The organism is Halomonas rhizosphaerae (genome assembly GCF_030010555.1).
GTDB classification, from domain to species: domain Bacteria; phylum Pseudomonadota; class Gammaproteobacteria; order Pseudomonadales; family Halomonadaceae; genus Halomonas; species Halomonas rhizosphaerae.
In genome coordinates, this window is the sequence record NZ_JASCQP010000028.1 from 270,124 (window position 1) to 295,740 (window position 25,617).

Sequence of the window (25,617 nt, forward strand, 5' to 3'; positions counted from 1 at the left end):
CTTGGGAAGATGTCGCTATTGCCGCTCGGCCCGAACACGGTCGATGAAGGCATCCACCACCATCGTACCAAGGTTCTCGCCACTGCGCGTACGCACGGCCACCGAGTCGGACTCGACTTCCTTATCTCCCACCACCAGGAGATAGGGGACCTTCTGCAACGTATGCTCGCGGATTTTAAAGCCGATCTTCTCGTTCCTCAAGTCCGACTTGACGCGCAGACCGACTTTCTGCAAACGCTTCACCAGCGACATGGCATAGTCGCGCTGCGCATCGGTGATGGTCATGACCACCACCTGCTGGGGTGCCAGCCACAGCGGCATGGCCCCGGCAAAGTGCTCGATGAGAATACCGAGGAAGCGCTCGAAGGAACCGAGGATCGCTCGATGCAGCATCACCGGCGTCTTGCGGACACCGTCCTCGTCGACGAACTGCGCCCCCAGCCGCCCCGGCAGGTTGAAGTCCAGCTGCAGGGTCCCGCATTGCCAGACCCGGTTGAGACAGTCACGCAGCGAGAACTCGATCTTGGGTCCGTAGAAGGCCCCCTCGCCCGGCTGCAGCTCCCAGTCGAGGCCGGTGGCGTCGAGCGCGGCCTCGAGGCCTGCCTCGGCGCGGTCCCAGAGCTCCGGCTCCCCCAGGAAGTCGTCGTCGGGTCGCGTGGAGAGCTTGAGCTCCACGTCATCGAAGCCCAGTTCCCGGTAGACCTTCATGGTCAGGGCGATGAAGGCCTCGGCCTCGGACTGGATCTGCCCCTCGGTGCAGAAGATGTGCGCATCGTCCTGGGTGAAGCCGCGCACCCGCATCAGGCCGTGCAGCGCGCCGGAGGGCTCGTTGCGGTGACAGCTGCCGAACTCGGCCAGGCGCAGCGGCAGGTCACGGTAGCTCTTCAGCCCCTGGTTGAAGACCTGCACGTGGCAGGGGCAGTTCATCGGCTTGACCGCGTAGTCACGCTTCTCTGACTCGGTGGTGAACATCATGTCGCTGTAGTGCCCCCAGTGACCGGAGGCCTTCCACAGCGAGAGATCGACGATCTGCGGCGTCTTGATCTCCTGATAGCCGTTCTCGACCTGGACCCGGCGCATGTACTGCTCCAGGGCCTGGTAGATGGTCCAGCCGTTGGGGTGCCAGAAGACCATCCCCGGCGCTTCCTCCTGGAGGTGGAAGAGGTCCATCCTCTTCGCCAGCTTGCGATGGTCGCGCTTCTCGGCCTCCTCGAGCCGCTTCAGGTAGGCCTTGAGCTGCTTCCTGTCGGGCCAGGCCGTGCCGTAGATCCGCGTCAGCATCGGGTTCTCGGCGTTGCCGCGCCAGTAGGCACCGGCCAGCTTGGTCAGCTTGAACGCCTTCAGGTGCCGAGTATTGGGCACGTGGGGCCCCCGGCACATGTCCACGTACTCCTCGTGATGGTAGAGACGGATGGTCTCTCCCTCGGGGATCTCGCGCACGATCTCCTGCTTGTAGGGCTCCTCGCGATGCAGGAAGGTCAGCATCGCCTGGTCACGGTCGACGTACTCGCGCACCACGTCATACTCGTGGTCGATCAGCGCCTTCATGCGGGCCTCGATGGCCTCGAGGTCATCGGGGGTCACCGACCGCCCGAAGTCGACGTCGTAGTAGAAACCGTCCTCGATCACCGGACCGATCGCCATCTTGGCATCGGGATAGAGTTGCTTGACGGCATGACCGATCAGGTGGGCGCAGGAGTGGCGGATGACCTCCAGGCCTTCCGGGTCGCGGGCGGTGAGGATCGCCACCTCGGCGTCGCGGTCGATGACATCGGCGGCGTCCACCTGCACGCCGTCGATCTTGCCGGCCACACAGGCCTTGGCGAGACCGGGGCCGATGCTCTCGGCCAGCTGCATCACGGTAAGGGGGGCGTCGAAGGATCTCTGACTGCCGTCAGGCAGGGTCACGATGGGCATGAAGGGTTCCTTGTGCGCAGTGGTGATCCATACCAGGGATCACGTGTCGCCAGAAGAATGGTCGTGGAAAAACGACGCCTAGCCTAGCAGAAGCGTCCCCTTCGGCGCCATGGCGGAACGCGGCGCCCGAAAAGAGAGAAGGCGCCCGAAGGCGCCTTCTCTCGTTCGGCCGTCAGCCCCGGGACGCGCCCGGGGCCATGGATCGGGTCAGGGCAGGATCACTCCCACTCGCCCAGTTCCACGCGACGGTTCTCGGCACGACCCGCATCGGTGTCGTTGGTCGCCACCGGTTGGGACTCGCCGAAACCGGTGGTCTGCATGCGATCCCGATCGACACCCTGGCTGGCCAGGTAGTCGGCGACGGAATCGGCGCGCTCCTGGGACAGCTGCTCATTGTAGGCAGCGCTACCCACGGAGTCGGTATGACCCTCGATGCGCACGCGGACGTTCTCGTTGGCGCGCAGCTTCTCGGCGACGTCGTCGAGGATCTGCTCGGCACCCATGGTCAGGGTGGCGGAGTCGAACTCGAAGTTGACGTCACGCAGGACCAGGTCCTCCTCGCAGCCCAGGGCGTTGACCTCGGCACCGGCCGGGGTTCCCGGACACTGGTCCTGGTAGTCCGGCACGCCGTCGTTGTCGGAGTCCAGCGGGCACCCCACGGCATCCACGGCCACGCCGGCCGGGGTTCCCGGGCACTCGTCATCGGCATCGATGACGCCGTCACCGTCGGTGTCGCGCGGCGCCGGCTCCGCCGGTGCCGGCGAGGTGTCGGCACACAGCATGGCACCAATGGTAGCACCCGCCGTGGCGCCGATGGCCGCGCCCTGGTCCTCGTCGGACTCGCCGCTGGTACCGTAGCCGATGCCACCGCCGATCAGGCCACCGGCCAGGCCGCAGACGGTCGGATGCTGGTACCAGGCGCGATCGGACGACGCGCCCGCACCGTCACTGGATTGGGAAGCGGAGCTGGCGCAGCCGGACAGGCCGACCACCAGCGCGGAACCGAGCAACAAGCCAGTCGTGGATTTTTTCATGTTAAGACTCCTTCTTCTTGACTACATCCCGGTGTGACAGGCAATGCCCTCATCACCCGGGGTTCCGAGGAATGACCCAAGGGAAGCGGTCCCCGATCCACTTCCTGCACCTACCAAGAAAGCACGTAAGTGCCTTCTCGGCCAGTCCGGTCCTCCGATGGCCGTGGCCTCCAGCCATATATCAGCCATCTACGACGCTCGACAAGCTTGCAGCAGAGGCCCGTAGGTTGCAATCGAAGATGGTGCGCTAGCGCACGAAATATCGGCTCGTGACGAACCGGGCCGAACGGCGAGCTTCGCTCAGTGCAGGCTACCCGGCCAGCCGCGGCGAAATTCCACCACTGCCGCCGCGGCCTTGAGCACCGGCTCGCGGAACTCTTCCTCCACGGCCAGGCGCTCGCGATCCTCACGGAAGCGGTCACGGGGACTGAGCGCCTGGCGCGCGGAGTGGGTGTGCAGGTGGCGGGTACGCCGATGCACCTCGTCGAAGGCCTGAAAGTCGGGGCGCTCGGTCAGCTTCTGGTCGAGGATCTCCAGCAGCACCTTGCAGCGCCAACTACCCTCGGTGATATCGACCTGCTCCTGCACCAGCGCCGAGGCGACCATTTCCAGGTTCTCCAGGCAGTTCCGATGGGCGCGCTGCAGTTCCTCCTCGCGGAAGGCCTTGCGCCGCTGCACCTCCTTCCAGAGGGTGTAGGCGTAAGCCCCGAGGCCGGCGATGATGGCCAGCGCCAGGCCGAGAAGCGTCAGTGCCAGGGTAGAGCTCATGGGCGTATCCCCATCGGTTCAGTGCATGTACAGATATTATACACGATCAAGGTGCCTCCCTATATTAACCGCAGTGCCGATTGTGACCGAGATGAAGGCGTCGTGTTGCATACCAGGCCCTGCTCGACACCTTCAATCTGCGTATTATCTCCTCCCCTCCCACCCCGGCAAGGAGCGATGATGTCCCCCACCGACGACTCTCAAGACAAGCCCTCGGCGCCTCCCCTCTCCGCGCGTATCGGCCTGTGGCTGGGGCCCCTCTGGGTGCTGATGACCCTGTTGCTGCCCGCCCCGGCCGGCATGGCCGAATCGGCCTGGGCCTGCCTGGGCCTCGCCCTGCTGATGGCCACCTGGTGGTCCACCGAGGCGATCCCGATCCCCGCCACCTCGCTGCTGCCGCTGGCACTGGTGCCGGCGCTGGGGATCGGCGGCATGAGCGAGACGGCCGCCAGCTATGCCAACCCTATCATCTACCTGTTCCTCGGCGGCTTCCTGCTCGGCATCGCCATGCAGCGCTGGAGCCTTCACAAACGCCTAGCCCTGCACGTGCTGCGGGTCGTCGGCCACAAGCCTCGCCAGCAGATCGGCGGCTTCATGCTGGCCACGGGTTTCCTCAGCATGTGGGTGTCCAACACGGCCACGGCCATCATGATGCTGCCGATCGGCATGTCGGTGATCAGCCTGCTGGACGACAGCGACCCCGAAGAGCTACGCCGCTACGCCACGGCCCTGCTGCTGGCCATCGCCTACTCCGCCAGCATCGGCGGCGTGGCCACCCTGATCGGCACGCCGCCCAATGCCCTGCTGGCCGGCTACCTGGCCGAGGACCGCGGCATCGACATCGGTTTCGCCCAGTGGATGATGATCGGCCTGCCGATCAGTGCCGCCATGATGGTCAGCGCCTGGTGGTGGCTGACCCGTCGCGACTTCGCCCTGGATGCCGGCGAGGACAGTGCCGGCATGGTCCGCGACGAACTGGCCAAGCTCGGCCGGACCAACCCGGCAGAGCGACGCGTGGGCGTCGTCTTCCTGCTCGCCGCGGTGGCCTGGATGCTGCGCCCCCTGCTCAATGACGCAGGGCTCGACTGGCTCTCCGACACGGGCATCGCCATCATCGCAGGCATTTCACTCTTCCTGGTGCCGGCCGGCCGCCAGCCGGGCGAGCGCCTGATGGACTGGGACGCGGCGCACGAGCTGCCCTGGGGCATCCTGCTGCTGTTCGGGGGTGGCCTGGCCCTGGCCGGCTCCATCAGTCGCTCGGGACTGGCGGAATGGATCGCCCAGCAGCTCGGCGTGTTCGGCACCTTCCCGCTGTTGGCGATGGTCGGCGTGGTAGTGCTGGTGATCATCTTCCTCACCGAGGTGACCTCCAACACCGCTACCGCCGCCGCCTTCCTGCCGCTGCTCGGGGCGCTGGCCCTGTCACTGGACATCTCGCCACTGCTGATCACGGTGCCCGCCGCCATCGCTGCCAGCTGCGCCTTCATGATGCCAGTGGCCACGCCCCCCAACGCGATCGTCTTCGCCACCGGTCACATGCGGATCCAGTCGATGATCCGTGCCGGTTTCGTGCTCAACCTGATCAGCACGGTGCTGGTGACCCTGATGGCCTACTTCCTGATCATCACGCTCTGGTGATCCGACGACGACGGCCATCTAATGCGGAGCCCGGCCATCCGGCCGGGCACGTGACATTGTAAGAAAGACGATGGGCCGCCCGGCAAGGCCTCAGGCGGCCAACATCCAGGCGGCGGCATAGTGGTCCAGCAGCAGCACGCCGAAGACGCCCAGGATGTAGCGGATGGAGAACCAGAAGGCCGCCAGCGGGGCCTGCGGATCATGGCCACGCCAGACGCGCCAGTTCCACACCATGAAGCGCAGGTTGAGCGCCATCACCCCCACCAGGTAGAGCGCCCCGCTCATGCCGATGGTGAAGGGCAGCAGGGTCACCGCCACGGTCAGCCAGCCATAGAGCCACACCTGCAATCGCGTGAAGGCCTCGCCATGGGTGACCGGCAGCATCGGCACCCCGGCCCGGGCATACTCGTCGCGCTTGTGGATGGCCAGTGCCCAGAAGTGCGGCGGCGTCCAGGCGAAGATGATCAGCATCAGCAGCAGCGGCTCGGGGCCCAGTTGGCCGGTGACCGCCGTCCAGCCCAGCAGCGGCGGCGCGGCCCCCGCCACCCCGCCGATGACGATGTTCTGCGGCGTGGCATGCTTGAGGAAGGCGGTGTAGATGAGGGCATAGCCGATCAGCGAGCCCAGGGTCAGCCAGGCCGTCAGCAGGTTGACCTGCCAGGCCAGCAGCCCGATGCCGCAGGCCGACAGCAGCGTCGCCCAGACCAGGGCCAGCGGCGTAGGCATGCGCTGGGTGGCCAGCGGCCGGCGGGCGGTGCGCAGCATCAGCGCATCCAGGCGTCGGTCGACCACATGGTTGAAGGCCGCGGCCCCACCGGCGGCCAGGCCGATGCCGATCAAGCCGAACACCACGGCCCCGGGGTCAGGCAGCGGGGCGGCCAGCAGCATGCCGACCAGCGTGCAGACCAGCATCACGGCCACGACGCGGGGCTTGCACAGCGTGTAGAGGTCTCGCCAGCCCCAGCCGGAGAGATGGCCGACGGTCGCACGCTCCATCATGACTTCAGACATGAGCCAACTCCTCCTTCGTTGCAGTTTCTCCGGCGCCCGACGGCTCGACCGCCGTCGGGACCGTCGACCAGCGCCAGTGCCACAGGGCCAGGGTCATGGCCACGACCAGCAGCACCGCCCCGGCGGTGTGCAGCAGGGCCAGCCACAGGGGCAGCCAGGCCAGCACGTTGGCGATGCCGATCACCACCTGAACGCCATAGGCCCCGCCCAGCAACGCCAGCCAGGGACGCATGCCGGACGCCCGCAGATGGCGCATGCCGAGCAGCAGCAGGCTCAGCCCCAGGGCCAGCGCGCCGAGCCGGTGCCCGACCTGGATGGCACTGCGCGCCTCGGCATGCAACTGGCTGTGCAGGTAGTTGGGGCCCACCGTCTGGGTCAGGTGGAAGCCCTCGCTCCAGTCCATCGCCGGCCACCACTGGCCGTTGCAGGTGGGAAAGCCCTGACAGGCGATCCCGGCATAGTTGCTCGAGGTCCAGCCGCCCAGCGCCAGCTGCCCCACCAGCAGGAGCATGACCAGCCCCCACAGCGGCGTCAGGCGTCGGCGTGGAAAGGGGGCGGCCGCGCCGGACGAGAAACGGCGCAGGCGTAGATGCAGCCACAGGAACAGCACCAACACCGTCAGGCCACCCAGCAGGTGCAGGGTCACCACCTGGGGCCATAGCTTGAGGGTCACCGTGAAGGCCCCGAAGGCGCCCTGCAGCAGGATCACCGCCAGCAGCGCCAGGCTGATGGCCCAGGGATAGCCGACTTCCCGGCGCCACCGCGCGCCCAGCAGCACAAGGGCAATGACCAGCAGCCCCAGGGTCGAGGCCAGATAGCGGTGCACCATCTCCACCCAGGCCTTGGTGGACTCCAGCGGCACCCCAGGGGAATGAGCCAGGGCCCGTTCGGCGTCCGGTACCACCAGCGCCCCGTAGCACCCTGGCCAGTCGGGACATCCCAGGCCGGCATCCACCAGCCGCGTCCAGGCCCCCACCAGCACCACCACGGCGGTGAAGACGACCCCAGCCAGGCTCAGCCCCACCAGCCATCGACGGCGGCCGTCAGTGCTTACTGCACGCGCACTACTGGCCATCGGCGCCGCCCCCCACCACGGTCGAGGCCTGGTCGAACCGCGCCATGGGCGGCTCGGGGTTCATCCGCAACAGGCGGCGCAGGTCATCGAGCACGTCGGCGGTGGCGACCTCCGGAGCATAGCCGAGCACCGGCCGCCCTTCGGGGTCGAGGATCCAGAGGCGATGGGGGGAACGCCAGTCGGCCTCACCCGTCCACTGTGCCAGGGCCGCGCCGGGTAGCGGCTCACCGCCACCGCCGATGCGCAGGCGGCTGACCCGGTCGGCCTCGCGACCCAGGGCACGGTGCAGGCGCCACCAGCGATCGGCATTGTCGTCACACGCCTTTGGGCAGTCGAACGCCAGCAGCCAGTCGCCCTCCCCCTGCTTCGCCACGTCCGTCAACGGCCATTGCGAAAGGACGGGCAACGAGGGTTGAAGCTCGCCATGGGCGGTGCGTCCCTCGGGAATACCGATGCGCCACTCCACCATGCCCCAGGCCACTGCCACCGGCAGTCCAAAGATCGCGAAGAAGGCCAACAGCTTGAGGCGTTGACGTCCGGCATGAGTCATCGGGGGGTCTCCTTGCTCGGGATGGACACCGGCTCGGGGCTGCGTGCCTGGCGACGCGCCCCCACCAGCATGATCACCAGGGCGGCCAGGGCCAGCCCCCACCACTGCAGGGCATAGCCCAGATGGCGCTCCGGCGGCACCACGCTGGGCTGCCACCAGGACGCGAGATGGCCCGGCCCCTGCTCGAGGTGCAGCCAGCCCGGATGGGCGAATGTCGGCTCCAGGTCCCAGGCCGAGAGGTCGATGCGCTGCAGGCGATTGCCCTCCCGGTTGGGGCCGAACAGCGGCGCTGACTCGCCGGCCGTCTGCCAGCGGCCTTCCAGGGTGACCACGCCGGCGGGGGTCTCGACCGAGGGGGCCGCGCGGCTGGGGCCGGTCGACAGGAAGCCACGCTGGACCAGCCAGATGCGTCCATTGATGTCGCGAAACGGCGTCAGAGGCGCCACCCCGAGGCGCCCCTCATGGGTGCGGTTGTCGAGGAACAGGGTCTCCTCGGCGAGGTATTCGCCCTGCAGGACCAGTTGCGAGCCGCTCGGCGGAGCTGCCGCCGGCGCCTCGATGCGCGGCGCGGCCGCCAGGCGAGCCAGGTAGTCGCGCTTGTCCGCGGCACGCTCCCACTGCCATAGTCCCAGTGCGAGGCCCAGCACCACCAGGCAGGACCAGAACCCCCACCAGCCCATCCGACGCGTCGCTGAGGGGCCGCGTTTCGCGCCGGATATCGATCCTTTCTTGGAGCCGTGAATGTTACTCAAGATATTGATTGCCCTTGTCTTTCTGGCCATGGTGACGAGCCTGGCCGTGGGTGCCGGCTTCCTGGTCCGGGACGGCAGCCGCTCGCGGCGCGTGCTGGTCTCCCTGAAGGTCCGCGTGGCCCTGGCCGCCGCCCTGCTCGCCCTTCTCGGCTACGGTTTCTATCTCGGCGGCCTCGGCGGCTGATCCACGAACCTGCCGCCCCGGGGGTTCAGAACACATAGACGAAGATGAACAGCCCGAGCCATACCACGTCGACGAAGTGCCAGTACCAGGCCGCGGCCTCGAAGCCGAAGTGGTCGTCGGCCGTGAAGTGCCCACGGAACACTCGCCACAGCATCACCGCCAGGATGATGGTGCCGATGATCACGTGCAGCCCGTGGAAGCCGGTGAGCAGGAAGAAGGTGGCGCCATAGATGCCCGCCTGCAGGGTGATGCCGTAATGGGCATAGGCCTCGTAGTACTCCACCCCCTGGATGGTGATGAAGCACAGCCCCAGCAGCACGGTCACCGAGAGCCAGAAGCGGGCACTGTCGCGGAACCCTTCCTTGATGCCCTCGTGAGCGATGGTCAGGGTGATGCTGGAGGAGACCAGGATCAGGGTATTGACCAGCGGCAGGTGCCAGGGGCTGAAGGTCTCCGTCGGCCCCTCGATGGAGGTGTCAGGCGGATTGAGCAGCGGCCAGCTGGCAGTGAAGTCCGGCCACAGCAGGGCCGCTACTCCCTTGGCGCCCTCGCCGTCGAGCCAGGGCAGCGCAAAGGTCCGCACATAGAAGAGCGCGCCGAAGAAGGCGGCGAAGAACATCACCTCCGAGAAGATGAACCAGCCCATCCCCCAGCGGAAGGAACGGTCCATCTGGTCGTCGTAGAGCCCGCCCCGCGACTCGACGATGACATCGCGGAACCACAGGGCCATCACCGCGAGCACGCCGACCAGGCCGATTGCCATGACCGGCATGCCGGCCGTGCCATGCACCAGCACCGTGCCGGTGCCGATCATCATCGCCCCCAGCGCCAGTGAGGCCAGGATGGGCCACTTGCTGGACTCGGGAACATAGTAGCTGCCACCACTCATGCGCTGTCTCCTTCTTTGATCGGCCTGCGGGGCGACACCGCTGCCTGCGCCGGCTGCACGGGATAGAGGGTGTAGACCAGGGTCACCGTCTTGATGTCGGCCGGCAGGTCCCGGGTCAGCTGGAACACCAGCGGAGCCTCCAGGCGCTCACCGCCCTCCAGGCGCTGCTCCTGGAAGCAGAAGCAGCTGAGCTTGCGCAGGTGCACCGAGGCCTCCGAGGGCGAGACACTGGGTACCGCCCTGGCCTCGCTGGCATCGTCCCCCCGGTTGCGGAAGGTGAAAGACACCTCGTTGCTCTGTCCCGGGTGGACCCGGACCTGGCGCGTCTGGACGTCGAGCTCCCAGGGCAGGCCGGCGCTGGCCCGGGTGATGAACTGCACCGTCACCATCCGCGAGGTGTCGACCTCCTCATGCACCAGCATCTGGGCACTGTTGCTGGTCTTGCCGTTGAGGCCGGTGACCTCGCAGAAGACGTCATAGAGTGGCACCAGCGCGAAGGCGAAGGCGAACATGCCGGCCAGCACCACCAGGGTGCGTGTCACGGTCCGGCGCACCCCTTCCCGGCCCGTTGTCTGTTCGTCATGGCTGGCCATGCCTGCCTCCCGCGTCGCTGTCGACGCTACTCAGTGCTGCCGATGGGGATGAAAGTCCGGGGGCGTCTCGAAGGTATGCAGCGGTGCCGGGCTCGGCACGCTCCACTCCAGGTCCTCGGCGCCCTCCCAGGCCTTGGCCGGGGCCTTCTCGCCACCGCGCACGCACTTGATGATCACCAGCACGAAGAGCAGTTGGGAGACACCGAACAGGAAGGCCCCCAGGCTAGAGGCCACGTTGAAGTCAGCGAACTGCAGGGCATAGTCGGGGATGCGTCGCGGCATGCCGGCGAGCCCCGAGAAGTGCATCGGGAAGAAGGTCAGGTTGACGCCGATCACCGACAGCCAGAAGTGCCACTGGGAGAGCCGCAGGTGCGGGTAGTGGCCGGTCCACTTGGGCAGCCAGTAGTAGGCCCCGGCAAGGATCGCGAAGAGCGCACCGGGCACCAGCACGTAATGGAAGTGCGCCACCACGAAGTAGGTGTCGTGATACTGGAAGTCGGCCGGCGAGATGGCCAGCATCAGTCCCGAGAAGCCACCGACCGTGAACTGCACCACGAAGGCCAGTGCGAACAGCATCGGTGGCTCGAAGCTGATGGAGCCGCGGAACATCGTCGCCACCCAGTTGAAGACCTTCACCCCGGTGGGCACCGCGATCAGCATGGTGGTGTACATGAAGAACAGCTCGGCCACCAGCGGCAGCCCGACCACGAACATATGGTGGGCCCAGACCAGGAAGGAGAGGATGGCGATCGCCGCCGTGGCGTAGACCATGGAGGCATAGCCGAACAGCCGCTTGCGGGAGAAGGTGGGGATGATCGCCGAGACGATGCCGAAGGCCGGCAGGATCATGATGTAGACCTCGGGATGCCCGAAGAACCAGAACAGGTGCTGGAACAGTACCGGATCACCGCCGCCGGCCGCGTTGAAGAAGCTGGTGCCGAAGTTGATGTCCATCAGCATCATGGTGATCACTCCGGCCAGCACCGGCATCACAGCGATCAGCAGGAAGGCGGTGATCAGCCAGGTCCAGACGAACAGCGGCATATCCATCATGCGCATCCCCGGTGCACGCAGATTGAGGATGGTGGCGATGATGTTGATGGCACCGAGGATCGAGCTGATCCCGGCGATATGCAGCGAGAGGATGAAGAAGGTGGTGGACGGCGGCGCGTAGGTGGTGGAGAGCGGCGCATAGAAGGTCCAGCCGAAGTTGGGCCCGCCGCCCGGCATCAGCAGGGTGCTGAGCAGCAGCGTGAAGGCCACCGGTAGCAGCCAGAAACTGAAGTTGTTCAAGCGGGGCAGGGCCATGTCCGGGGCGCCGATCTGCAACGGCACCATCCAGTTCGCCAACCCCACGAAGGCGGGCATGATCGCCCCGAACACCATGATCAGGCCATGCATGGTGGTCATCTGGTTGAAGAACTCGGGCTGGACCAGCTGCAGGCCGGGCTGGAACAGCTCGGCGCGCACCACCAGGGCGAAGATCCCCCCGATGAAGAACATGGTCAGCGAGAAGATCAGGTAGAGGCTACCGATCTCCTTGTGGTTGGTGGTCAGCAGCCAGCGCATCAGCCCACCGGGGCGGGCATGACCGGCCTCGGCCATGCCACCGGCAGTGGCCGTGCTGTGCTGCGGGGTGGGCTTGGGAGGCAGGTGGGAAGCCATCGGAAATCTCCCTGTTGGCAATCACGAAAGAGAAACGGAAAGGCCGGTCACTCGCCCTGGTCGGCGAGGCGCTCGGCGATTTCCGACGGTTGCACGCTGTCGCCGGACTCGTTGCCCCAGGCATTGCGTTCGTAGGTGACCACCGCGGCAATCTCCACAGGGTTCAGTGTGCTACGGAAGGCCGGCATCGCCGCCCCCGACACACCGTTGACCACGGTATCGACGTGCCAATCAAGATCATCGAGCATCTGCTGATTGCCGGCCAGTGCCGGGAAGGCTGGCGGGTTGCCGCTGCCGTCCGGCTGGTGACAGGAGGCACACACCGAGCCGTAGACCTGCTCGCCACGCTCCATCAGCTCGTCCATGCCCCACTCGCGATCGACGCCCTGGGCCTCCTGGGCGGCGGCCTCCTTGCGCTCGGCCAGCCATTCGTCGAAGCGCTCCTGCTCGACGGCCTCGACCACCACCGGCATGAAGGCATGGTCCTTGCCGCACAGCTCGGCGCACTGGCCGCGATAGATGCCGGGCTCCTCGATGCGCACCCAGTTCTCGTTGACGAAACCGGGAATGGCGTCCTGCTTGACCGCCAATTCGGGCACCCACCAGGAGTGGATGACGTCATCGGAGGTCAGCAGGAGGCGTACCTTCTGCCCTACCGGCAGCACCAGCGGCTCGTCCACCTCGAGCAGGTAGTGTTCCCCCTTCTCGTCGGCGCCGCTGATCTGCTCGCGGGGCGTCCCCAGATTGGAGGTGAAGGCAACGTCCTCCCCGAGGTACTCATAGCGCCAGCGCCACTGCTGCCCGGTGACCATGATGTCGAGGTCGGCCTCGGAGACGTCGTACATGTTCTTGAGGGTAGCGGTGGCAGGCACCGCCATGGCCACCAGGATCAGCAGCGGGATCGCCGTCCAGATCACTTCCACGCTGGTATGTTCATGGAAGGTCGCCGACTTGGCGCCACGCGAATGGCGATAGCGGAAAAGCGAGTAGAACATCGCACCGAAGACAATCACCCCGATGATCACGCAGATCCAGAAGATGATCATATGCAGGGAGTAGATGTCACGGCTGAGCGCCGTGACACCGACCGGCATGTTCCAGCCATTGGCCAACGCGATCGGGGTCAGGGCTGCGGAGGTCAGCCCCCCCGCCATCCACACGAGCAACGTGCGCATCGGCGCCTCCTCAGGGTGATTGTTGTATTAGCGAGCGCTTGCAGCAGTATAGAAGAGTGCGACAGTTCGTCACCCCGGCCACCCGGGGGCAGGTAAACGGCATCGTCAACGCTGAGCCGGTCAGCGCGCGGCGAGCACCGCCACCAGAGCCACCAGCACCACGAACACCACCCCCATGAGCAGCCCCGCAGCGATGAAGGTGCCGGGGCGGTTGGACGCGAAATCCTCGCGCCGTCGCGCATCCTTCTGCACCCCCAGGAAGGCCGCCAGCACCGACTTGATCGCTTGCCACATCCGCCTTTCCTCCGTGCAATGGCGTCGAGCTTCCAATCAACCCTAGACCATGCCGCCAGGACCGACCCGTGGACGCATTCCACGCCGAGCGCCGGGGCGACGAATCTCCCCTTCGCTGCAACGCACAAAACAAGGTTCATCTTCTACACTTAAACTGAAAGCTGAGCATGACCCAACATCCCGCCATGGACCCCAAGGAGATCGACCATGACCAAGCCCAAAGACACCAAGGCCAACCCCGCTCTGGCCGCGGCCCAGCCGATGATGGAGTGGTGGCAGAAACAGTTCACGCAGGGGACCACGCCCATGGCGCGCATGCAGCTGGCCTGGATGGAGAGCATGGCCGATGCCATGCAGTTCGAGGCCCAGTTCCTGCAGGCACTCGCCGAGAGCGGCCAGAAGATCGCCCAGTCCTTCGAGGGGGAGGCCCCGCAGACTCCGGCCGAGATGCAGGAGCGCTACCAGCAGCTTATTACCGAGGTGACCGAAGCCCAGATGGAACGGATGCAGAAGGCAGCAGAACTCTCCCATGACTTCCGGAAGCGTCTCTGGGAAGAGATCTGAGGCGAGTCGCCCATGTGATTCTCGGTCATCCCGCTCAAGAAAAGCCGAAGAGCCGAGTGATCAGGGGCAACAGGAAGGCTGTCAGCAGCCCCGTCAGTCCCATGGCCAGGCCAGAAAAGGCGCCGGCCACGGCTCCCAGGCGAGCGAAGGCGTGGGCGGTGCCAAAGCCATGGGCCGCCAACCCCAGGGTGAAGCCCTGCACCACCGGATCCTTGATGCGTAGCAGGCGGAAGATCCAGGGTCCCAGAGCGCAGCCGATCGAGCCGGTCAAGAGCACCAGACCGGCGGCCAGGGAGGGAATGCCGCCGATCTGCTCGGCGATACCCATGGCGATCGGCGAGGTAACCGAGCGTGGCGCCAGCGACAAGAGTGTCTCGGTGCGCGCGCCGAGCAGCATGGCCAGTCCCAGGGTGGACGCCACCGCCGTGACGATCCCCGCCCCGCAGGCCAGCAACAGCGGCCACAGCAGGCGGCGCACTCGCTCGCGATGGTCATACAGAGGGATCGCCAGGGCCACCGTGGCCGGACCTAGCAGGAAGTGGATGAACTGTGCCCCCTCGAAGTAGGTACGGTAGTCCATGTCCACCAGCAGCAGCAGGGCGATCAGCATGATGATGGAGAGCGTGACCGGATGCAGCAGCGGGGTGCCGCCCACGGCGCGATTGACCCTCACCGCCAGGGTAAAGACCAGCAGGGTCGCCAGCAGCGAAAGCAGCGGATTGCCCGAGAGGTAGACCCAAAGCTGGTCAAGGGTGGCGACATTCATGCCTTGCCCTCCGGCTGGCCGTTACGCCGGGAATCGCCATGTTGCAGGCGCTCCAACACCCAGGCCGTCACGCCCAGGGTCACCGCCGTGGATGCCACCAGGGTGACCACGATCGGCCAGAGGTCGGCAGCGATGAGCTCGAAGTGCACCATCAGCCCCACCCCGGCGGGCACGAACAGCAGCGTCAGGTAGCGCAGCAGCCCCTCGCCCGTCAGGCGCAGGCTCGACGGCACCTTGCCGCGGATCATCAATGCCACCAGCAGGATCACCATGCCGATCACCGGCCCCGGGATCGGCAGCGTGAGCCCCCTGGCCACCAGCTCGCCGGCAAACTGGCAGGCCAGCAGCATGCTCATTCCCATGATCAACGGCATCTCCGCCCTCCTCTCGGCAGCTCCCCGGGGAGCAGGTTCTCGTTGCAGACAGTGTGACAGAAGCGGCGGGATCCGGGGCCTGGTCGCGACAACCAGCCAAGCATTTGAAACGGAAGCGCAAAAGGGACTTTTCATTTGCCCCGCGACGCGCTAGTATACGCCTCGTTCTCGGGGGCCAGGATCCACAGGCCAGCCATCCCGAAAACAGCATCGGAGCGTGGCGCAGCTTGGTAGCGCGTTGCAATGGGGTTGCAAAGGTCGCAGGTTCGAATCCTGTCGCTCCGACCAGAAACATCAAGAGAAACCGCCACTTACGGATAACGCCGGGTGGCGGTTTTTCGTTGTGACTGGTGCTAGGTGACATATAAGTGACAAGCGTCGGAAACCGCCAGCAACGCTTAGCGCTCTACACCTTCCCGTGCATGAAGAACCTGTGCTGCTCTCGCGATCACCTCCACCGGTTACCTGGTCGGGGTGCTGGGCGGGTTTCTGTTCGTCGTCCACCAGCAGATCGCCTTCCATCAGTCAGTGGGCCAACCACACCGGCCTCCTCGCTGACCTCCACCAGGTAGCACGTGGGTTTGAAGCGCTTCAGGTCATAGCCCTCCAGCGCGGGGTGAGAAATTCCCATGCACAGCGGGCCTAGGTCGTTCACACGCATGTCGTCCCTGCCTTGTTGCTCTCTCTTCGCTCAGCCCCCCCATGCCGGGCTCTGGCCGCCGGTTGCCACGCTCCCGCGTTGCATTAGCGTTTGCCTTACAGAGCGTGTCTGCCGAAAACTGTACAAATAGACAGTTTTTGGCAAGAGACCTTCCGATGTGCGATCCCGAGATCCACTACCCGCTTCTGGCCCCGCCGCTACGGCCGGTGCCCTTCCCCCTCACCACCATCCATGCCGGTATCTCCGGCTTCCGTTCGCCAGCCGAGGACTACGTCGGCCGCACGCTGGATCTCAACGAGCGGCTGGTAAAGCGCACCTCGGCTACTTTCTTCATGAGCGTGAAGAGCGACAGTATGGACGGCTTCGGCATCCAGGATGGCGACACCCTGGTGGTCGATCGCTCCATCGATCCGCGCCCTGGGCACATCCTGGTCGCCCTGGTCGATGGCGAAGTGATCGTGAAACGCTACGAGAAGCGCCAGAGCCGGCCGTTGCTGTGCTCCGGCAACCCGCGCTACGCCCCCATTCCTCTCACCGACCTGGATTGCCAGGTGTGGGACGTGGTGCGCTCGGTCATCCACGAGTACCCGGTGTGAGCGGCCCCATGATGGGCTTAGTGGACTTCAACAACTTCTACGTGAGCTGCGAGCGGGTGTTCCAGCCGCGGCTCGAAGGCGTGCCAGTAAGGTGATGTCCAACAACGACGGGTGCGTGATTGCCCGCTCCAACGAGCTCAAGGCCCTGGACGTGGAGGTGGGCACCCCCGCCTTCGAGTTGCAGCACCTTGTGCAGCGCGGGCAGATACGCCAGCTCTCCTCCAACTACGAGCTCTACGGCGACATGTCCGCCAGGGTGCGTGAGGTCCTCGAGGAGTTCTCCGCCGGTGTCGAGCCCTACTCCATCGACGAGATGTTCTTGCGCTTCGATGGCTTCGACCACGCCACCACGCTCGCCCTGAGCCGCACCCTGCACCACAAGGTGCGCCAGTTCACCGGCATCCCCGTCTGCGTGGGCGTGGCGCCCACCCGCACCCTGGCCAAGCTGGCCAACCGCGCCGCCAAGAAGCTGCCAGAATACCAGGGCGTGTGCGTGCTACATGCCGAGAGCGACGCCACCCGCCGCCTGCTCCAGCGTACCGTCCTGGGCGACGTGTGGGGCGTCGGCCGCCGGCTGGTCGAGCGGCTGTGACCTTCTCCCCAGAAACCGGCCCACCGTCAATGTGAGATTTCCGCTACGTTTACTCTGATAGCCGGAGATCTCGCGATGAAGCGTAATCGACACACCGAAGAGCAGGTCATCACCATCCTCAAGGCCCATGAGCGCGGCGTCTCGGTGGCCGAGCTGGCTCGGCAGAATGGCGTCACCGAGCAGACCATCTATCGCTGGAAGGGCAAGTACGGCGGTATGGAGGTATCAGAGGTCAAGCGTCTCCGAGAGTTGGAGGCAGAGAATGCCCGCCTGAAGAAGCTGCTGGCGGAAAGCGTTCTCGACAATGCCGCTCTCAAGGAGATCGTCGCGGGAAAGTGGTGACGCCCGAAGCGAAGCGGCGGGCGGTAACGCACCTGGTGACAGGCAGCTGGCTCAGCCAGCGACATGCCTGTCGATTGCTGGGCCTGCCACGATCGGTGGCCCGCTACCAAGCGAAGCCGCGTGACGATGAGCCGCTTCGGGCGCGACTGAACGCCTTGGCGACCTGCTACCCCCGCTACGGCTACCTGTTGCTGCACGCTCTGTTGCGTCAGGAGGGCTTGGTGGTGAATCGCAAGCGAACTTACCGGCTGTACCGTGAGGCTGGGCTTCAGGTCCGCGCCCGGCGGTGCAAACGACTGGTGCGGCCAAGAGCGCCGATGCCGTGTCCGGACAGGCCCAACCAGCGCTGGTCGATGGATGTCGTCTCAGATCAGCTGGCCTCAGGGCCCCGATTCCGCGTGCTAAACATCGTGGACGACTTCAGCAGAGAATGTGTTGGGCAGCTGGTGGACACGTCCATTTCCGGGCGTCGCTTGGCCAGGTTCCTGGACGAGGTCGCGCAACAGCGCTCGCTGCCTGCCTCGATTGTCTGCGATAACGGCCCCGAGCAGACCAGCAAGGCGATGTTCTTATGGGCGCGTGAGCAGAAGGTCATGCTGGCCTTCATCCAACCGGGCAAGCCGACGCAGAATGCCTTCATCGAGAGCTTCAACGGCAAATTCCGGGATGGCTGCCTCAATCAGCACTGGTTTCTGAGCCTTGCCGATGCCCGGCATGAAATTGATCAATGGAGAGCCCACTACAACCATGTTAGACCGCACAGCTCGCTGGGCTATATGCCGCCCGTCGCCTATGCCCAGCGGTGTGCATGAAGGGGCGGTTTCTCACATTGTGGGTGGACCTAGGATCAGGGGGAAGGTCAACAACAGCCTGGCAAGGGTGAAGCGCGTTGTTGAGCAGGCGCATGTCAGCATCATGGCCTAGGGCAGGACGTTCATTCCCAGTACTTGGGATCCGTGCGATCAGTCCCAAGGCTTGCTCACATGGTTGCACCTCCTCGCTCACCAGACGCTGCCAATCCTCGAACAAGGTGGTAGTACATACCCCCGCATGCCGATAAAGCCCCCCTGGACGTCGAACTCTTGCTGGCTGCCGTTGCAGTCGGAGTTCATAGTGATGCACTCGACGGGGACGCCACGCTGCAAGCGTTCATTCTGTGGCTTTATAGGCGCCCACTCGGCTACACATCATGTAACAGCTTGATCATGCCCGGCTAACAAGGAATTCCTGCCTTCCCTGTTCGGACTCACGGAGAATAGCGAACATGGTATGCTCGATCAGACCTATACCTAGACGCTCTGCCGGGGCCCATCAACGTGATCTCTCCCGACCCTTTTGCCACCGCCGACTCCCAGGCCTGGCACCAGCGCCTAGCCCAGCTGATCCGAAACGCCGGCAGCAGCAGTTTTCCCTCTCTGCTAGAGCAGGCTCTCAACGAGCTGGCCGGCTTTGACACCATTCTGATCAATACCTATAAAGGCCAGCACCGTCCCCTGCTGATCCATGACAACTACCCACCGGAGCGCCGGGAGCAGGGTATCGAGCGCTACTTGAGCGAGGCCTACCTCCTCGACCCCTTCTTCAAGGCCGTCCACGATGGTCTTGATCGCAGTGCCCACCGTCTTCGCGAACTGGCCCCAGACCGTTTCGAGAACAGCGACTACTTCCACCACTACTACCGCGCCCTTGGCCTCACTGACGAGGTCGGCCTCTTTGCTCGGGTCGACGGCGACGTGGTGATGGTCGTATCCCTTGGCTTCCGCGGCGACGGGGCCCGAGTGACACGGCGCGTCATGCTCGCGCTGCGACACGTCACACCTGTCATTGACGCTCTTCTGAGCGAATACTGGAAATGGCAGGGTAATAGCTTCCAGGCAAGCCTGGAAGAGCGTGAACCGGTAGAGGCCGCCTTCGAAAGCTTTGGCCAGGAAGCACTGACACAGCGCGAACGGGAGATCGTGCGGTATCTGCTGGCGGGGCACTCCACCAAGTCGGCGGCCCGTGAGCTCGACATCAGCGACGGGACCGTCAGGGTCCACCGCAAGCACATTTACCAGCGCCTCAACATCTCCAGCCAATCGCAGTTGTTCCGGCTGTTCCTGGATCATGTGGCGCTGGTCTCACGCCAGCGGTAGGCGGCTTGTCAAGCGACCTCGGCGAATCGTGAAGCGTCATGCCTCGCCGAGCACCATTGTTGGCAACACCGCTAATCAGATATCGCCCGCCATGCCTGGCACACGATGACTCAGCTGGCGACCTCGAGGGGGAGCCAGCTGAACAAGGGAAGTATGCAACAAACGAAAATGTTCAGGGCGAGAGTGTCATCCAAACGCTCTTGAGATCGGAGTACTCCTCCAACGAGTGGTGGGACTTGTCGCGGCCGTTGCCCGACTGCTTGACGCCGCCAAAGGGCACCGTCTGGTCCATGTCCGCCCAGTTGTTGACGAACACCTGGCCCGAGCGCAGCCGACGAGTGACGCGCATGATGCGGTCGATGTCCTGGCTCCACAGCCCGGCCGCCAGACCGTAATCGCTGTCGTTGGCGAGCCGTACGGCCTCGTCCTCGCTGTCGAAGCCGAACACCGACAGCACCGGGCCGAAGATCTCCTCGCGGCCAATGGCCATGGCGTCGGTGACATCGTCGAACACCGTCGGCGGAATAAACAGCCCCGGACCATCCAGTGGCTGGCCGCGGGTGCGGAGGGTCGCCCCCTCCTCCACCCCACGGCGAATATAGTCGAGCACCCGCTCATACTGAGCTTGGTCGACAATCGCCCCCATGAAACTGGCAGGGTCCAGCGGGTCACCGGGCTGCATGCGCTCGGCGGCGGCCAGCACTTTCTCCACGAAGGCTTCACGGATCGTATTCTCGACCAGCAGCCGCGAGCCGGCGATGCATACTTCGCCCTGGTTGTGGAAGATTGCCGCAGCGGCATGTTCGGCCACCCGGTCCAGGTTCTTGCAATCGGCAAAGACGATATTGGGGCTCTTGCCACCGCATTCCAGAAAGACCTTCTTGAGGTTCGACTGGCCGGCGTACTGCATCAACTGCTTGCCAACGCCGGTGGAGCCGGTGAAGGCCAGGCAGTCGACATCCATCGATAGCGCCAGCGCCTTGCCCACACTGTGGCCATAGCCCGGCAGCACCTGGAAGACGCCGCGGGGCAGCCCCGCCTCACGGGCCAGCTGGGCCAGGCGCAGCGCGGAAAGCGGCGACTTCTCCGAGGGCTTCAAGATGACGCTGTTACCGGCGGCGAGCGCTGGGGCGATCTTCCAGGCAGTCATCATCAGCGGGAAGTTCCAGGGCACGATGGAGGCCACCACGCCCAGCGGCTCGCGTAGCACCAGGCCCAAAGCGTCGTCACCGGTGGGGGCGACCTCGCCGTAGAGCTTGTCGATGGACTCGGCGTGATGGCGCAGGCAGGCTACGGCGCCGGACATATCGCCAAGCGAGCTTCCGACCGGCTTGCCCATGTCCAGGGTGTCGAGCAGTGCCAGCTCGTGCCGGTTGGCCTCCATCAGGTCGGCCAGGCGCAGCAGCACCTTCTTTCGCCGCCCCGGTGCCAGCCGCGACCAGGCGCCGCCATCAAAGGCCTGCCGGGCGGCAGACACGGCAGCCTCGGCATCGGCGACGTCGCAGCTCGCCACCTCGGCGAGAACCTCGCCGGTAGCCGGGTTGGTGGTGGAGAGGGTCGCGCCGTCGGCGGCATCGACGAAGGCATCATCGATATAAGCGCGGGTCTCGAGGACCAGCGAGTCGGCCAGTGCCTGCCATTCGGCACGGCTCAGAGGAGATTTGCGATGTTCGGTCATAACGGGCTCCCGTGATCAGGTCGGACGGTTGGCACGCGCCAGCATGGCGTCGCAGAGCACCTGGGTGCCCAGGGCGCAGTGCTCCGGGGTGGCGTACTCAGCCTCGTTGTGGCTGATGCCGTCACGGCAGGGGATGAAGATCATCGAGGTGGGAGCAACGCGCGACACATAAACGGCGTCATGCCCGGCGCCGCTCATCATGCGTCGATAGCGCACACCCAGTGCCTGGGTCGCGGCTTCCACGGCTGCGATACACTCGGGGGCGAATTCCACCACCGGCGAAGCCCAGATGCGCTGCTGGGACACGGCCACACCGAAGGCTTCGCCCGCGGCAGCCATCTCGCACTCGAACCATGACTGGAGGGCATCCAGCTCGGCCTCCACCACGTGCCTCAGGTCAACGGTGAGGTGCACCTCCCCCGGGATGACGTTGCGAGAGGCAGCGGTGATGTCCAGGCAGCCGCAAGTGACCTTAGTGGCCCCGCTGGTATCGGACAAGGCGTGGACCTGCAGCCGGTCGATCAGCCGTGCTGCCGCTGCCAGGGCGTCATGACGCAACCGCATCGGAGTGGGACCGGCATGGGCCGACTGGCCGGAAAAGGTGACATCGAACCACCGCATGCCCTGGACGCCGGTAACCACGCCGACAGACTCGCCTGCCTCCTCGAGCACGGGCCCCTGCTCGATATGCAGTTCGAAGAATCCGTCCAGCCGTGGCTCGCCTACCGGCATGTCGCCGGCGAAGCCACAGCTCTCCAGCGCCTCGCCTAGCGTCACGCCATCGGCATCACGGCGACTCAGGGTATCGTCGACGGAGAACTCACCGGCGTAGGTGCCCGAGGCGACCATCGCCGGCGCAAAGCGGCTACCCTCCTCGTTGGTCCACACCACCAGTTCGAGGGGACGTTCGGTGACGATGCCCCGGTCGTGCAGACAGCGGAAGACCTCGAGCCCGCCCAGCACGCCGAGGATGCCATCGAAGCGACCGCCCTTGGGCTGAGTATCCAGATGGCTACCCGTCGCGACCGGAGCGAGATCCGAATGACGGCCCTCGCGGCGGATGAAAAGGTTACCGACTTGATCCACCCGCCAGGTGCAGCCGATCGCCTCGCACCAATCGAGCAGAAGTCGTCGGCCGGCAGCGTCTTCGGGAGTCAGGGCCAGGCGGCAATTGCCGCCATTGGCGGTGGGGCCGATTTCGGCCATGGCCATCAGCGTGCTCCACAGCCGCTGGCCGTCGATGGAAATCGTCATGGTTTGCCTCTCCGGTCGTTGTTAGAGCAGGGCAACCACCGCTGCACGCGTCGATTGGCACTGGTGTCAGGTCAACAGTGAGACGTTGACCTGTCGACGGATCTGTACCAAGCGACAACACAAGCGATAGCCCTGTTGATAGGGAGCATTGCGTGTCTGGGAATCACCTTATGAGGGAGGGGTGAGCCCCCGATATACCCCAATTAGGATATGTTCCGCCCTCCCCGGGTCTGACTAGGCTGACCTCCACACGACAGGAGGCAACGCCATGACCACAACAAGCACCCGTCCGACGACCGACCGCGCCAAACTCGATGCCAAGGCCCTGTGGCGAAAGGACAAGGACCACTTCATCCACCCCTTCACCGACTTCAGCGTCTTCCATGACCAAGGCTGCGACCTGATCACCGATAGCGACGGCATCTACGTCGAGGATGCCAAGGGCAACCGCTTCATCGACGGGATCGCCGGGCTATGGTGCGTCAACGTCGGTCACGGACGTGCCGAAATCGGCCAGGCCATGGCCGATCAGGCCACTCGCATGGCCTACTTCTCGACCTTCAACAACCTGTCCAACGCCCCGGCCGCGGAACTTGCCGCCAAGCTCGCTGAGCTGGCACCCGAGCATCTCAATCACGTCTTCTACAGCTGTGGTGGCTCGGCGGCCAACGACGCCACCATTCGCCTGGTGCACTACTACTTCAACCGCCTGGGCAAGCCGGAAAAGAAACGCATCCTCTCGCGTAACAACGCCTACCATGGCACCACCTACCTGGCCGCCACCCTGACCGGCATCGCGAGCAACAACTGGGACTTCGACACCCTCGACCACCTGGTGACCCACCTCAGCGAGGCCAACTGCTATCGCCGCCCCGAAGGCATGAGCGAGACAGAGTACTGCGACCACCTGGTGGCAGAATTCGAGGAGACGATCGAGCGCATCGGGGCAGAGAATATTGCCGCCTTCATCGCCGAGCCGATCATGGGCGCCGGCGGAGTGCTGGTGGCGCCAAGGGGATATCATGCACGCATGCAGGCGGTCTGCCGCGCCAACAACATCCTGTTCATCGCCGACGAGGTGGTCACCGGCTTCGGTCGCCTGGGGCACTTCTTCGCCTCCGAGGCGGTGTTCGAGACCCGGCCTGACATCATCAACTGCGCCAAGGGACTGTCCTCGGGCTATGCCCCACTGGGCGCGACTCTGATCTCCGACGAAATCTACGAGGTGCTGGGCACCCCTCAACGCAAGGGGGGCGTGCTGAGCACCGGCTTCACCTACTCAGGCCATCCGGTGAGCTGTGCCGCTGCCCTCAAGAACATCGAGATCATCGAGCGCGAGGGGATCTGCAAGAATGTCCGCGAGGTGGGGCCCTACCTCGAGGAACAGCTCCGGACCCTGTCGCACCACACCACAGTGGGTGACGTGCGCGGCAGCCACTTCATGATGTGCCTGGAGAATGTGGCCGACAAGGCCACCAAGGAGCTGCTGCCAGTAGAGGCGCGGGTCGGGGACCGGATCGCCTTCGAGGCTCAGAAACGCGGCTTGATCATCCGTCCGGTGGGCCATCTGAACATCGTCTCGCCGCCGCTGATCTGGACCCGCGAAACCGTCGACCGGGTGGTCGCGATCCTCGACGAGGCGCTGACGGCTGCCACAGCCTCTCTGCGCGAGGACGGCTACCTCTGACCGCCGTCGCGGCGTCCCGGCGGGGACGCCGCCCTTTCCCATCCCGCTTACCCGACAACGACAACTAGAGACGAACCATGGAAATCTTCGGCGCCTGGAGCTTGCTCCCCACCCTGGTGGTGCTGGGCATGGCCATCCTGACACGACGTACCATCGAATCGCTGCTGGCCGGCACCCTGGTCGGCCTGCTGATGATCGACCCGACCACCGTGATCACCCAAGGATCTGACATCCTGCTCGGCGTGCTGGGCAACGATACCGTCACCTGGATAATTCTGGTCTGCGGCCTGTTCGGAAGCCTGATCGCCCTGCTGGTGAAGACCGGCGGGGTGCTCAGCTTCGGCGACACCATGACCCGGCGCATCCACACCAAGCACCAGAGCCTGCTGACCACCTGGTTCCTGGGCCTGATCATTTTCGTCGACGATTACTTGAATGCCCTGACCATCAGCGCCTCGATGAAGAAGATCACCGACCGCTTCAACATCTCCCGGGAAAAACTGGCCTATATCGTAGACTCCACGGCGGCTCCGGTGTGCATCCTGGTACCCTTCTCCACCTGGGCGGTGTTCTTCGGTGGCCTGCTGGAGGAAAACGACGTGACCGGCAATGGCATGGGCCTGTACATATCGGCCATTCCCTACATGTTCTATGCCTGGGTGGCCGCGGCCATCGTCCCGCTGGTGGCGGTTGGCTTGATTCCCGACATCGGGCCGATGAAGGCCGCCGAGGCCCGTGCCGCCGGCGGCCAATTGATGCCAGCGGGCGTCGACGACGACGCGCTGGAGGTAGACGAGAACCAGCCACGCCCGCACCTGCTAAATTTCCTGTTGCCCATCGCCAGCCTGATCTTCTTCACCTGGTACTTCGATATCGACATCCTGCGCGGCGTGATCGTCGCCCTCGCAGTTACCCTGGTGCTGATCGGCATCCAGCGGCTGCTGAGCTTTCACGATACCTTCGATACCGCCCTCGATGGCTTCAAGGCCATGATCATGCCGCTCGGCACCCTGGTGGCCGGATTCACCCTCAAGGAAGTCAACGACGTGCTGTGGCTGACCGACTTCGTGATCACCACGGTGCAGCCGCTAATGAGCCCCGGGATGCTGCCGGCGGTGGTCTTCGTGACCATGGCCTTCTTGGCCTTTGCTACCGGGTCCTTCTGGGGACTGTTCGCCGTGGCAATGCCCATCGTGCTGCCGCTGGCGTCGAGCATGGATGCCCATATGCCCCTGGTGATCGGTGCGCTGATCTCCGCCAGCGCATTCGGCAGCCACGCCTGCTTCTACGGTGACTCCACTGTGCTGTCCGCCCAGGGCAGCGGCTGCACTCCCATGGCCCACGCCCTGACCCAGTTGCCCTATGTGCTGATTGCCGCAGCCATTGCCACTGTTGTATTCCTGATAGTCGGCCACCTGTGAGA

Annotated in this window: 25 protein-coding genes and 1 tRNA gene; 10 read left to right on the plus strand and 16 right to left on the minus strand. The window is 65.0% G+C overall.

What is annotated here, in order from left to right:
- Positions 1–15: 15 nt before the first annotated feature.
- From thrS to QLQ83_RS13490, 3 genes are all read right to left on the minus strand, one after another.
- The gene (thrS, locus tag QLQ83_RS13480) at positions 16–1,917 is read right to left on the minus strand and encodes a threonine--tRNA ligase (RefSeq protein WP_282736031.1); all 1,902 of its coding nucleotides are present in this window, start codon (positions 1,915–1,917) and stop codon (positions 16–18) included.
- A 218-nt stretch (positions 1,918–2,135) separates the two neighbouring features.
- A complete protein-coding gene (locus QLQ83_RS13485) occupies positions 2,136–2,951 on the minus strand; it encodes an OmpA family protein (protein WP_282736032.1) in 816 nt (271 codons plus the stop codon).
- Between the two features lie 300 nt (positions 2,952–3,251).
- Positions 3,252–3,719: a DUF2489 domain-containing protein gene (locus QLQ83_RS13490; protein WP_282736033.1), complete on the minus strand. Its 468-nt coding sequence runs from the start codon at positions 3,717–3,719 to the stop codon at positions 3,252–3,254.
- 180 nt (positions 3,720–3,899) lie between these two features.
- Here QLQ83_RS13490 and QLQ83_RS13495 point away from each other — a divergent pair, with 180 nt between their 5' ends.
- The gene (locus QLQ83_RS13495; protein ID WP_411971135.1) at positions 3,900–5,357 is read left to right on the plus strand and encodes an SLC13 family permease; all 1,458 of its coding nucleotides are present in this window, start codon (positions 3,900–3,902) and stop codon (positions 5,355–5,357) included.
- A 90-nt stretch (positions 5,358–5,447) separates the two neighbouring features.
- Here the strand turns inward: QLQ83_RS13495 and QLQ83_RS13500 are convergent, their stop codons facing one another.
- The 4 genes from QLQ83_RS13500 to QLQ83_RS13515 are packed head-to-tail and all read right to left on the minus strand — an operon-like array spanning position 5,448 to position 8,673.
- On the minus strand, positions 5,448–6,368 hold the full coding sequence (locus QLQ83_RS13500) for a heme o synthase (RefSeq protein WP_282736035.1): 921 nt from the start codon (positions 6,366–6,368) through the stop codon (positions 5,448–5,450).
- Positions 6,361–7,443 (minus strand): COX15/CtaA family protein, encoded by a 1,083-nt coding sequence (locus QLQ83_RS13505; protein ID WP_282736036.1) that lies wholly within the window; start codon positions 7,441–7,443, stop codon positions 6,361–6,363. The genes QLQ83_RS13500 and QLQ83_RS13505 overlap by 8 nt, the downstream gene beginning before the upstream one ends.
- Positions 7,433–7,993, minus strand: coding sequence for a hypothetical protein (locus QLQ83_RS13510; RefSeq protein ID WP_282736037.1), 561 nt, complete (start codon positions 7,991–7,993; stop codon positions 7,433–7,435). Before QLQ83_RS13510 ends, QLQ83_RS13505 begins: the two co-directional genes overlap by 11 nt.
- Positions 7,990–8,673, minus strand: coding sequence for an SURF1 family protein (locus QLQ83_RS13515; RefSeq protein WP_282736038.1), 684 nt, complete (start codon positions 8,671–8,673; stop codon positions 7,990–7,992). Before QLQ83_RS13515 ends, QLQ83_RS13510 begins: the two co-directional genes overlap by 4 nt.
- Before the next feature lie 61 nt (positions 8,674–8,734).
- Here QLQ83_RS13515 and QLQ83_RS13520 point away from each other — a divergent pair, with 61 nt between their 5' ends.
- Entirely contained in the window at positions 8,735–8,929 is a 195-nt protein-coding gene (locus tag QLQ83_RS13520; RefSeq protein ID WP_282736039.1) for a DUF2909 family protein, read from the plus strand.
- A gap of 25 nt (positions 8,930–8,954) precedes the next feature.
- Here the strand turns inward: QLQ83_RS13520 and QLQ83_RS13525 are convergent, their stop codons facing one another.
- The 5 genes from QLQ83_RS13525 to QLQ83_RS13545 all read right to left on the minus strand — a co-directional run bounded on the left by QLQ83_RS13525 (position 8,955) and on the right by QLQ83_RS13545 (position 13,545).
- Positions 8,955–9,818, minus strand: coding sequence for a cytochrome c oxidase subunit 3 (locus QLQ83_RS13525; protein WP_282736040.1), 864 nt, complete (start codon positions 9,816–9,818; stop codon positions 8,955–8,957).
- Positions 9,815–10,411: a cytochrome c oxidase assembly protein gene (locus QLQ83_RS13530; RefSeq protein WP_282736041.1), complete on the minus strand. Its 597-nt coding sequence runs from the start codon at positions 10,409–10,411 to the stop codon at positions 9,815–9,817. The genes QLQ83_RS13525 and QLQ83_RS13530 overlap by 4 nt, the downstream gene beginning before the upstream one ends.
- A 30-nt stretch (positions 10,412–10,441) precedes the next feature.
- Positions 10,442–12,076, minus strand: coding sequence for a cytochrome c oxidase subunit I (ctaD, locus tag QLQ83_RS13535; protein ID WP_282736042.1), 1,635 nt, complete (start codon positions 12,074–12,076; stop codon positions 10,442–10,444).
- 47 nt (positions 12,077–12,123) lie between these two features.
- Entirely contained in the window at positions 12,124–13,251 is a 1,128-nt protein-coding gene (gene coxB, locus QLQ83_RS13540) for a cytochrome c oxidase subunit II (RefSeq protein WP_282736043.1), read from the minus strand.
- A 120-nt stretch (positions 13,252–13,371) separates the two neighbouring features.
- Positions 13,372–13,545 carry a DUF2970 domain-containing protein gene (locus tag QLQ83_RS13545; RefSeq protein WP_106230980.1) on the minus strand — a complete coding sequence of 58 codons (174 nt, stop codon included), beginning with the start codon at positions 13,543–13,545 and terminating at the stop codon, positions 13,372–13,374.
- A 207-nt stretch (positions 13,546–13,752) separates the two neighbouring features.
- On the opposite strand from QLQ83_RS13545, the gene QLQ83_RS13550 reads away from it, so the two are divergent.
- Positions 13,753–14,109, plus strand: a complete 357-nt coding sequence (locus QLQ83_RS13550; RefSeq protein ID WP_282736044.1) for a hypothetical protein — start codon at positions 13,753–13,755, stop codon at positions 14,107–14,109.
- A gap of 34 nt (positions 14,110–14,143) precedes the next feature.
- On the opposite strand, the gene QLQ83_RS13555 is transcribed toward QLQ83_RS13550, so the two are convergent.
- Both QLQ83_RS13555 and QLQ83_RS13560 read right to left on the minus strand, forming a co-directional pair.
- Positions 14,144–14,875 (minus strand): LrgB family protein, encoded by a 732-nt coding sequence (locus tag QLQ83_RS13555; RefSeq protein ID WP_282736045.1) that lies wholly within the window; start codon positions 14,873–14,875, stop codon positions 14,144–14,146.
- Positions 14,872–15,249: a CidA/LrgA family protein gene (locus QLQ83_RS13560; RefSeq protein ID WP_282736046.1), complete on the minus strand. Its 378-nt coding sequence runs from the start codon at positions 15,247–15,249 to the stop codon at positions 14,872–14,874. Before QLQ83_RS13560 ends, QLQ83_RS13555 begins: the two co-directional genes overlap by 4 nt.
- A 211-nt stretch (positions 15,250–15,460) precedes the next feature.
- Between QLQ83_RS13560 and QLQ83_RS13565 the strand changes: the two genes are divergently transcribed.
- The 5 genes from QLQ83_RS13565 (at position 15,461) to QLQ83_RS13585 (ending at position 19,575) form a co-directional block, all read left to right on the plus strand.
- Positions 15,461–15,537 (plus strand) — tRNA-Pro (locus QLQ83_RS13565).
- A 528-nt stretch (positions 15,538–16,065) separates the two neighbouring features.
- Positions 16,066–16,506: a LexA family protein gene (locus tag QLQ83_RS13570; protein ID WP_282736047.1), complete on the plus strand. Its 441-nt coding sequence runs from the start codon at positions 16,066–16,068 to the stop codon at positions 16,504–16,506.
- 94 nt (positions 16,507–16,600) lie between these two features.
- Positions 16,601–17,098 carry a Y-family DNA polymerase gene (locus QLQ83_RS13575; protein ID WP_326521413.1) on the plus strand — a complete coding sequence of 166 codons (498 nt, stop codon included), beginning with the start codon at positions 16,601–16,603 and terminating at the stop codon, positions 17,096–17,098.
- Between the two features lie 75 nt (positions 17,099–17,173).
- Positions 17,174–18,252, plus strand: a protein-coding gene (locus QLQ83_RS13580) for an IS3 family transposase (protein ID WP_282736048.1) whose coding sequence is annotated in 2 segments (ribosomal slippage) — positions 17,174–17,429 and positions 17,429–18,252 — 1,080 coding nt in all. Because the reading frame shifts where the segments join, the coding sequence is not laid out codon by codon here.
- Positions 18,253–18,756: 504 nt separating this feature from the next.
- Positions 18,757–19,575, plus strand: coding sequence for a helix-turn-helix transcriptional regulator (locus tag QLQ83_RS13585; RefSeq protein ID WP_282736049.1), 819 nt, complete (start codon positions 18,757–18,759; stop codon positions 19,573–19,575).
- Positions 19,576–19,747: 172 nt separating this feature from the next.
- On the opposite strand, the gene QLQ83_RS13590 is transcribed toward QLQ83_RS13585, so the two are convergent.
- Together QLQ83_RS13590 and QLQ83_RS13595 are read right to left on the minus strand one after the other, a co-directional pair.
- Complete coding sequence (locus tag QLQ83_RS13590) at positions 19,748–21,253, minus strand: aldehyde dehydrogenase (RefSeq protein ID WP_282736050.1); 1,506 nt, start codon at positions 21,251–21,253, stop codon at positions 19,748–19,750.
- A gap of 15 nt (positions 21,254–21,268) precedes the next feature.
- Positions 21,269–22,507 carry a M20 family metallo-hydrolase gene (locus tag QLQ83_RS13595; RefSeq protein ID WP_282736051.1) on the minus strand — a complete coding sequence of 413 codons (1,239 nt, stop codon included), beginning with the start codon at positions 22,505–22,507 and terminating at the stop codon, positions 21,269–21,271.
- Between the two features lie 268 nt (positions 22,508–22,775).
- Here QLQ83_RS13595 and QLQ83_RS13600 point away from each other — a divergent pair, with 268 nt between their 5' ends.
- Both QLQ83_RS13600 and QLQ83_RS13605 read left to right on the plus strand, forming a co-directional pair.
- Positions 22,776–24,194 carry an aminotransferase gene (locus tag QLQ83_RS13600; RefSeq protein WP_282736052.1) on the plus strand — a complete coding sequence of 473 codons (1,419 nt, stop codon included), beginning with the start codon at positions 22,776–22,778 and terminating at the stop codon, positions 24,192–24,194.
- Between the two features lie 77 nt (positions 24,195–24,271).
- Positions 24,272–25,615, plus strand: a complete 1,344-nt coding sequence (locus QLQ83_RS13605; protein WP_282736053.1) for a Na+/H+ antiporter NhaC family protein — start codon at positions 24,272–24,274, stop codon at positions 25,613–25,615.
- The last annotated feature ends 2 nt before the right edge of the window (positions 25,616–25,617 follow it).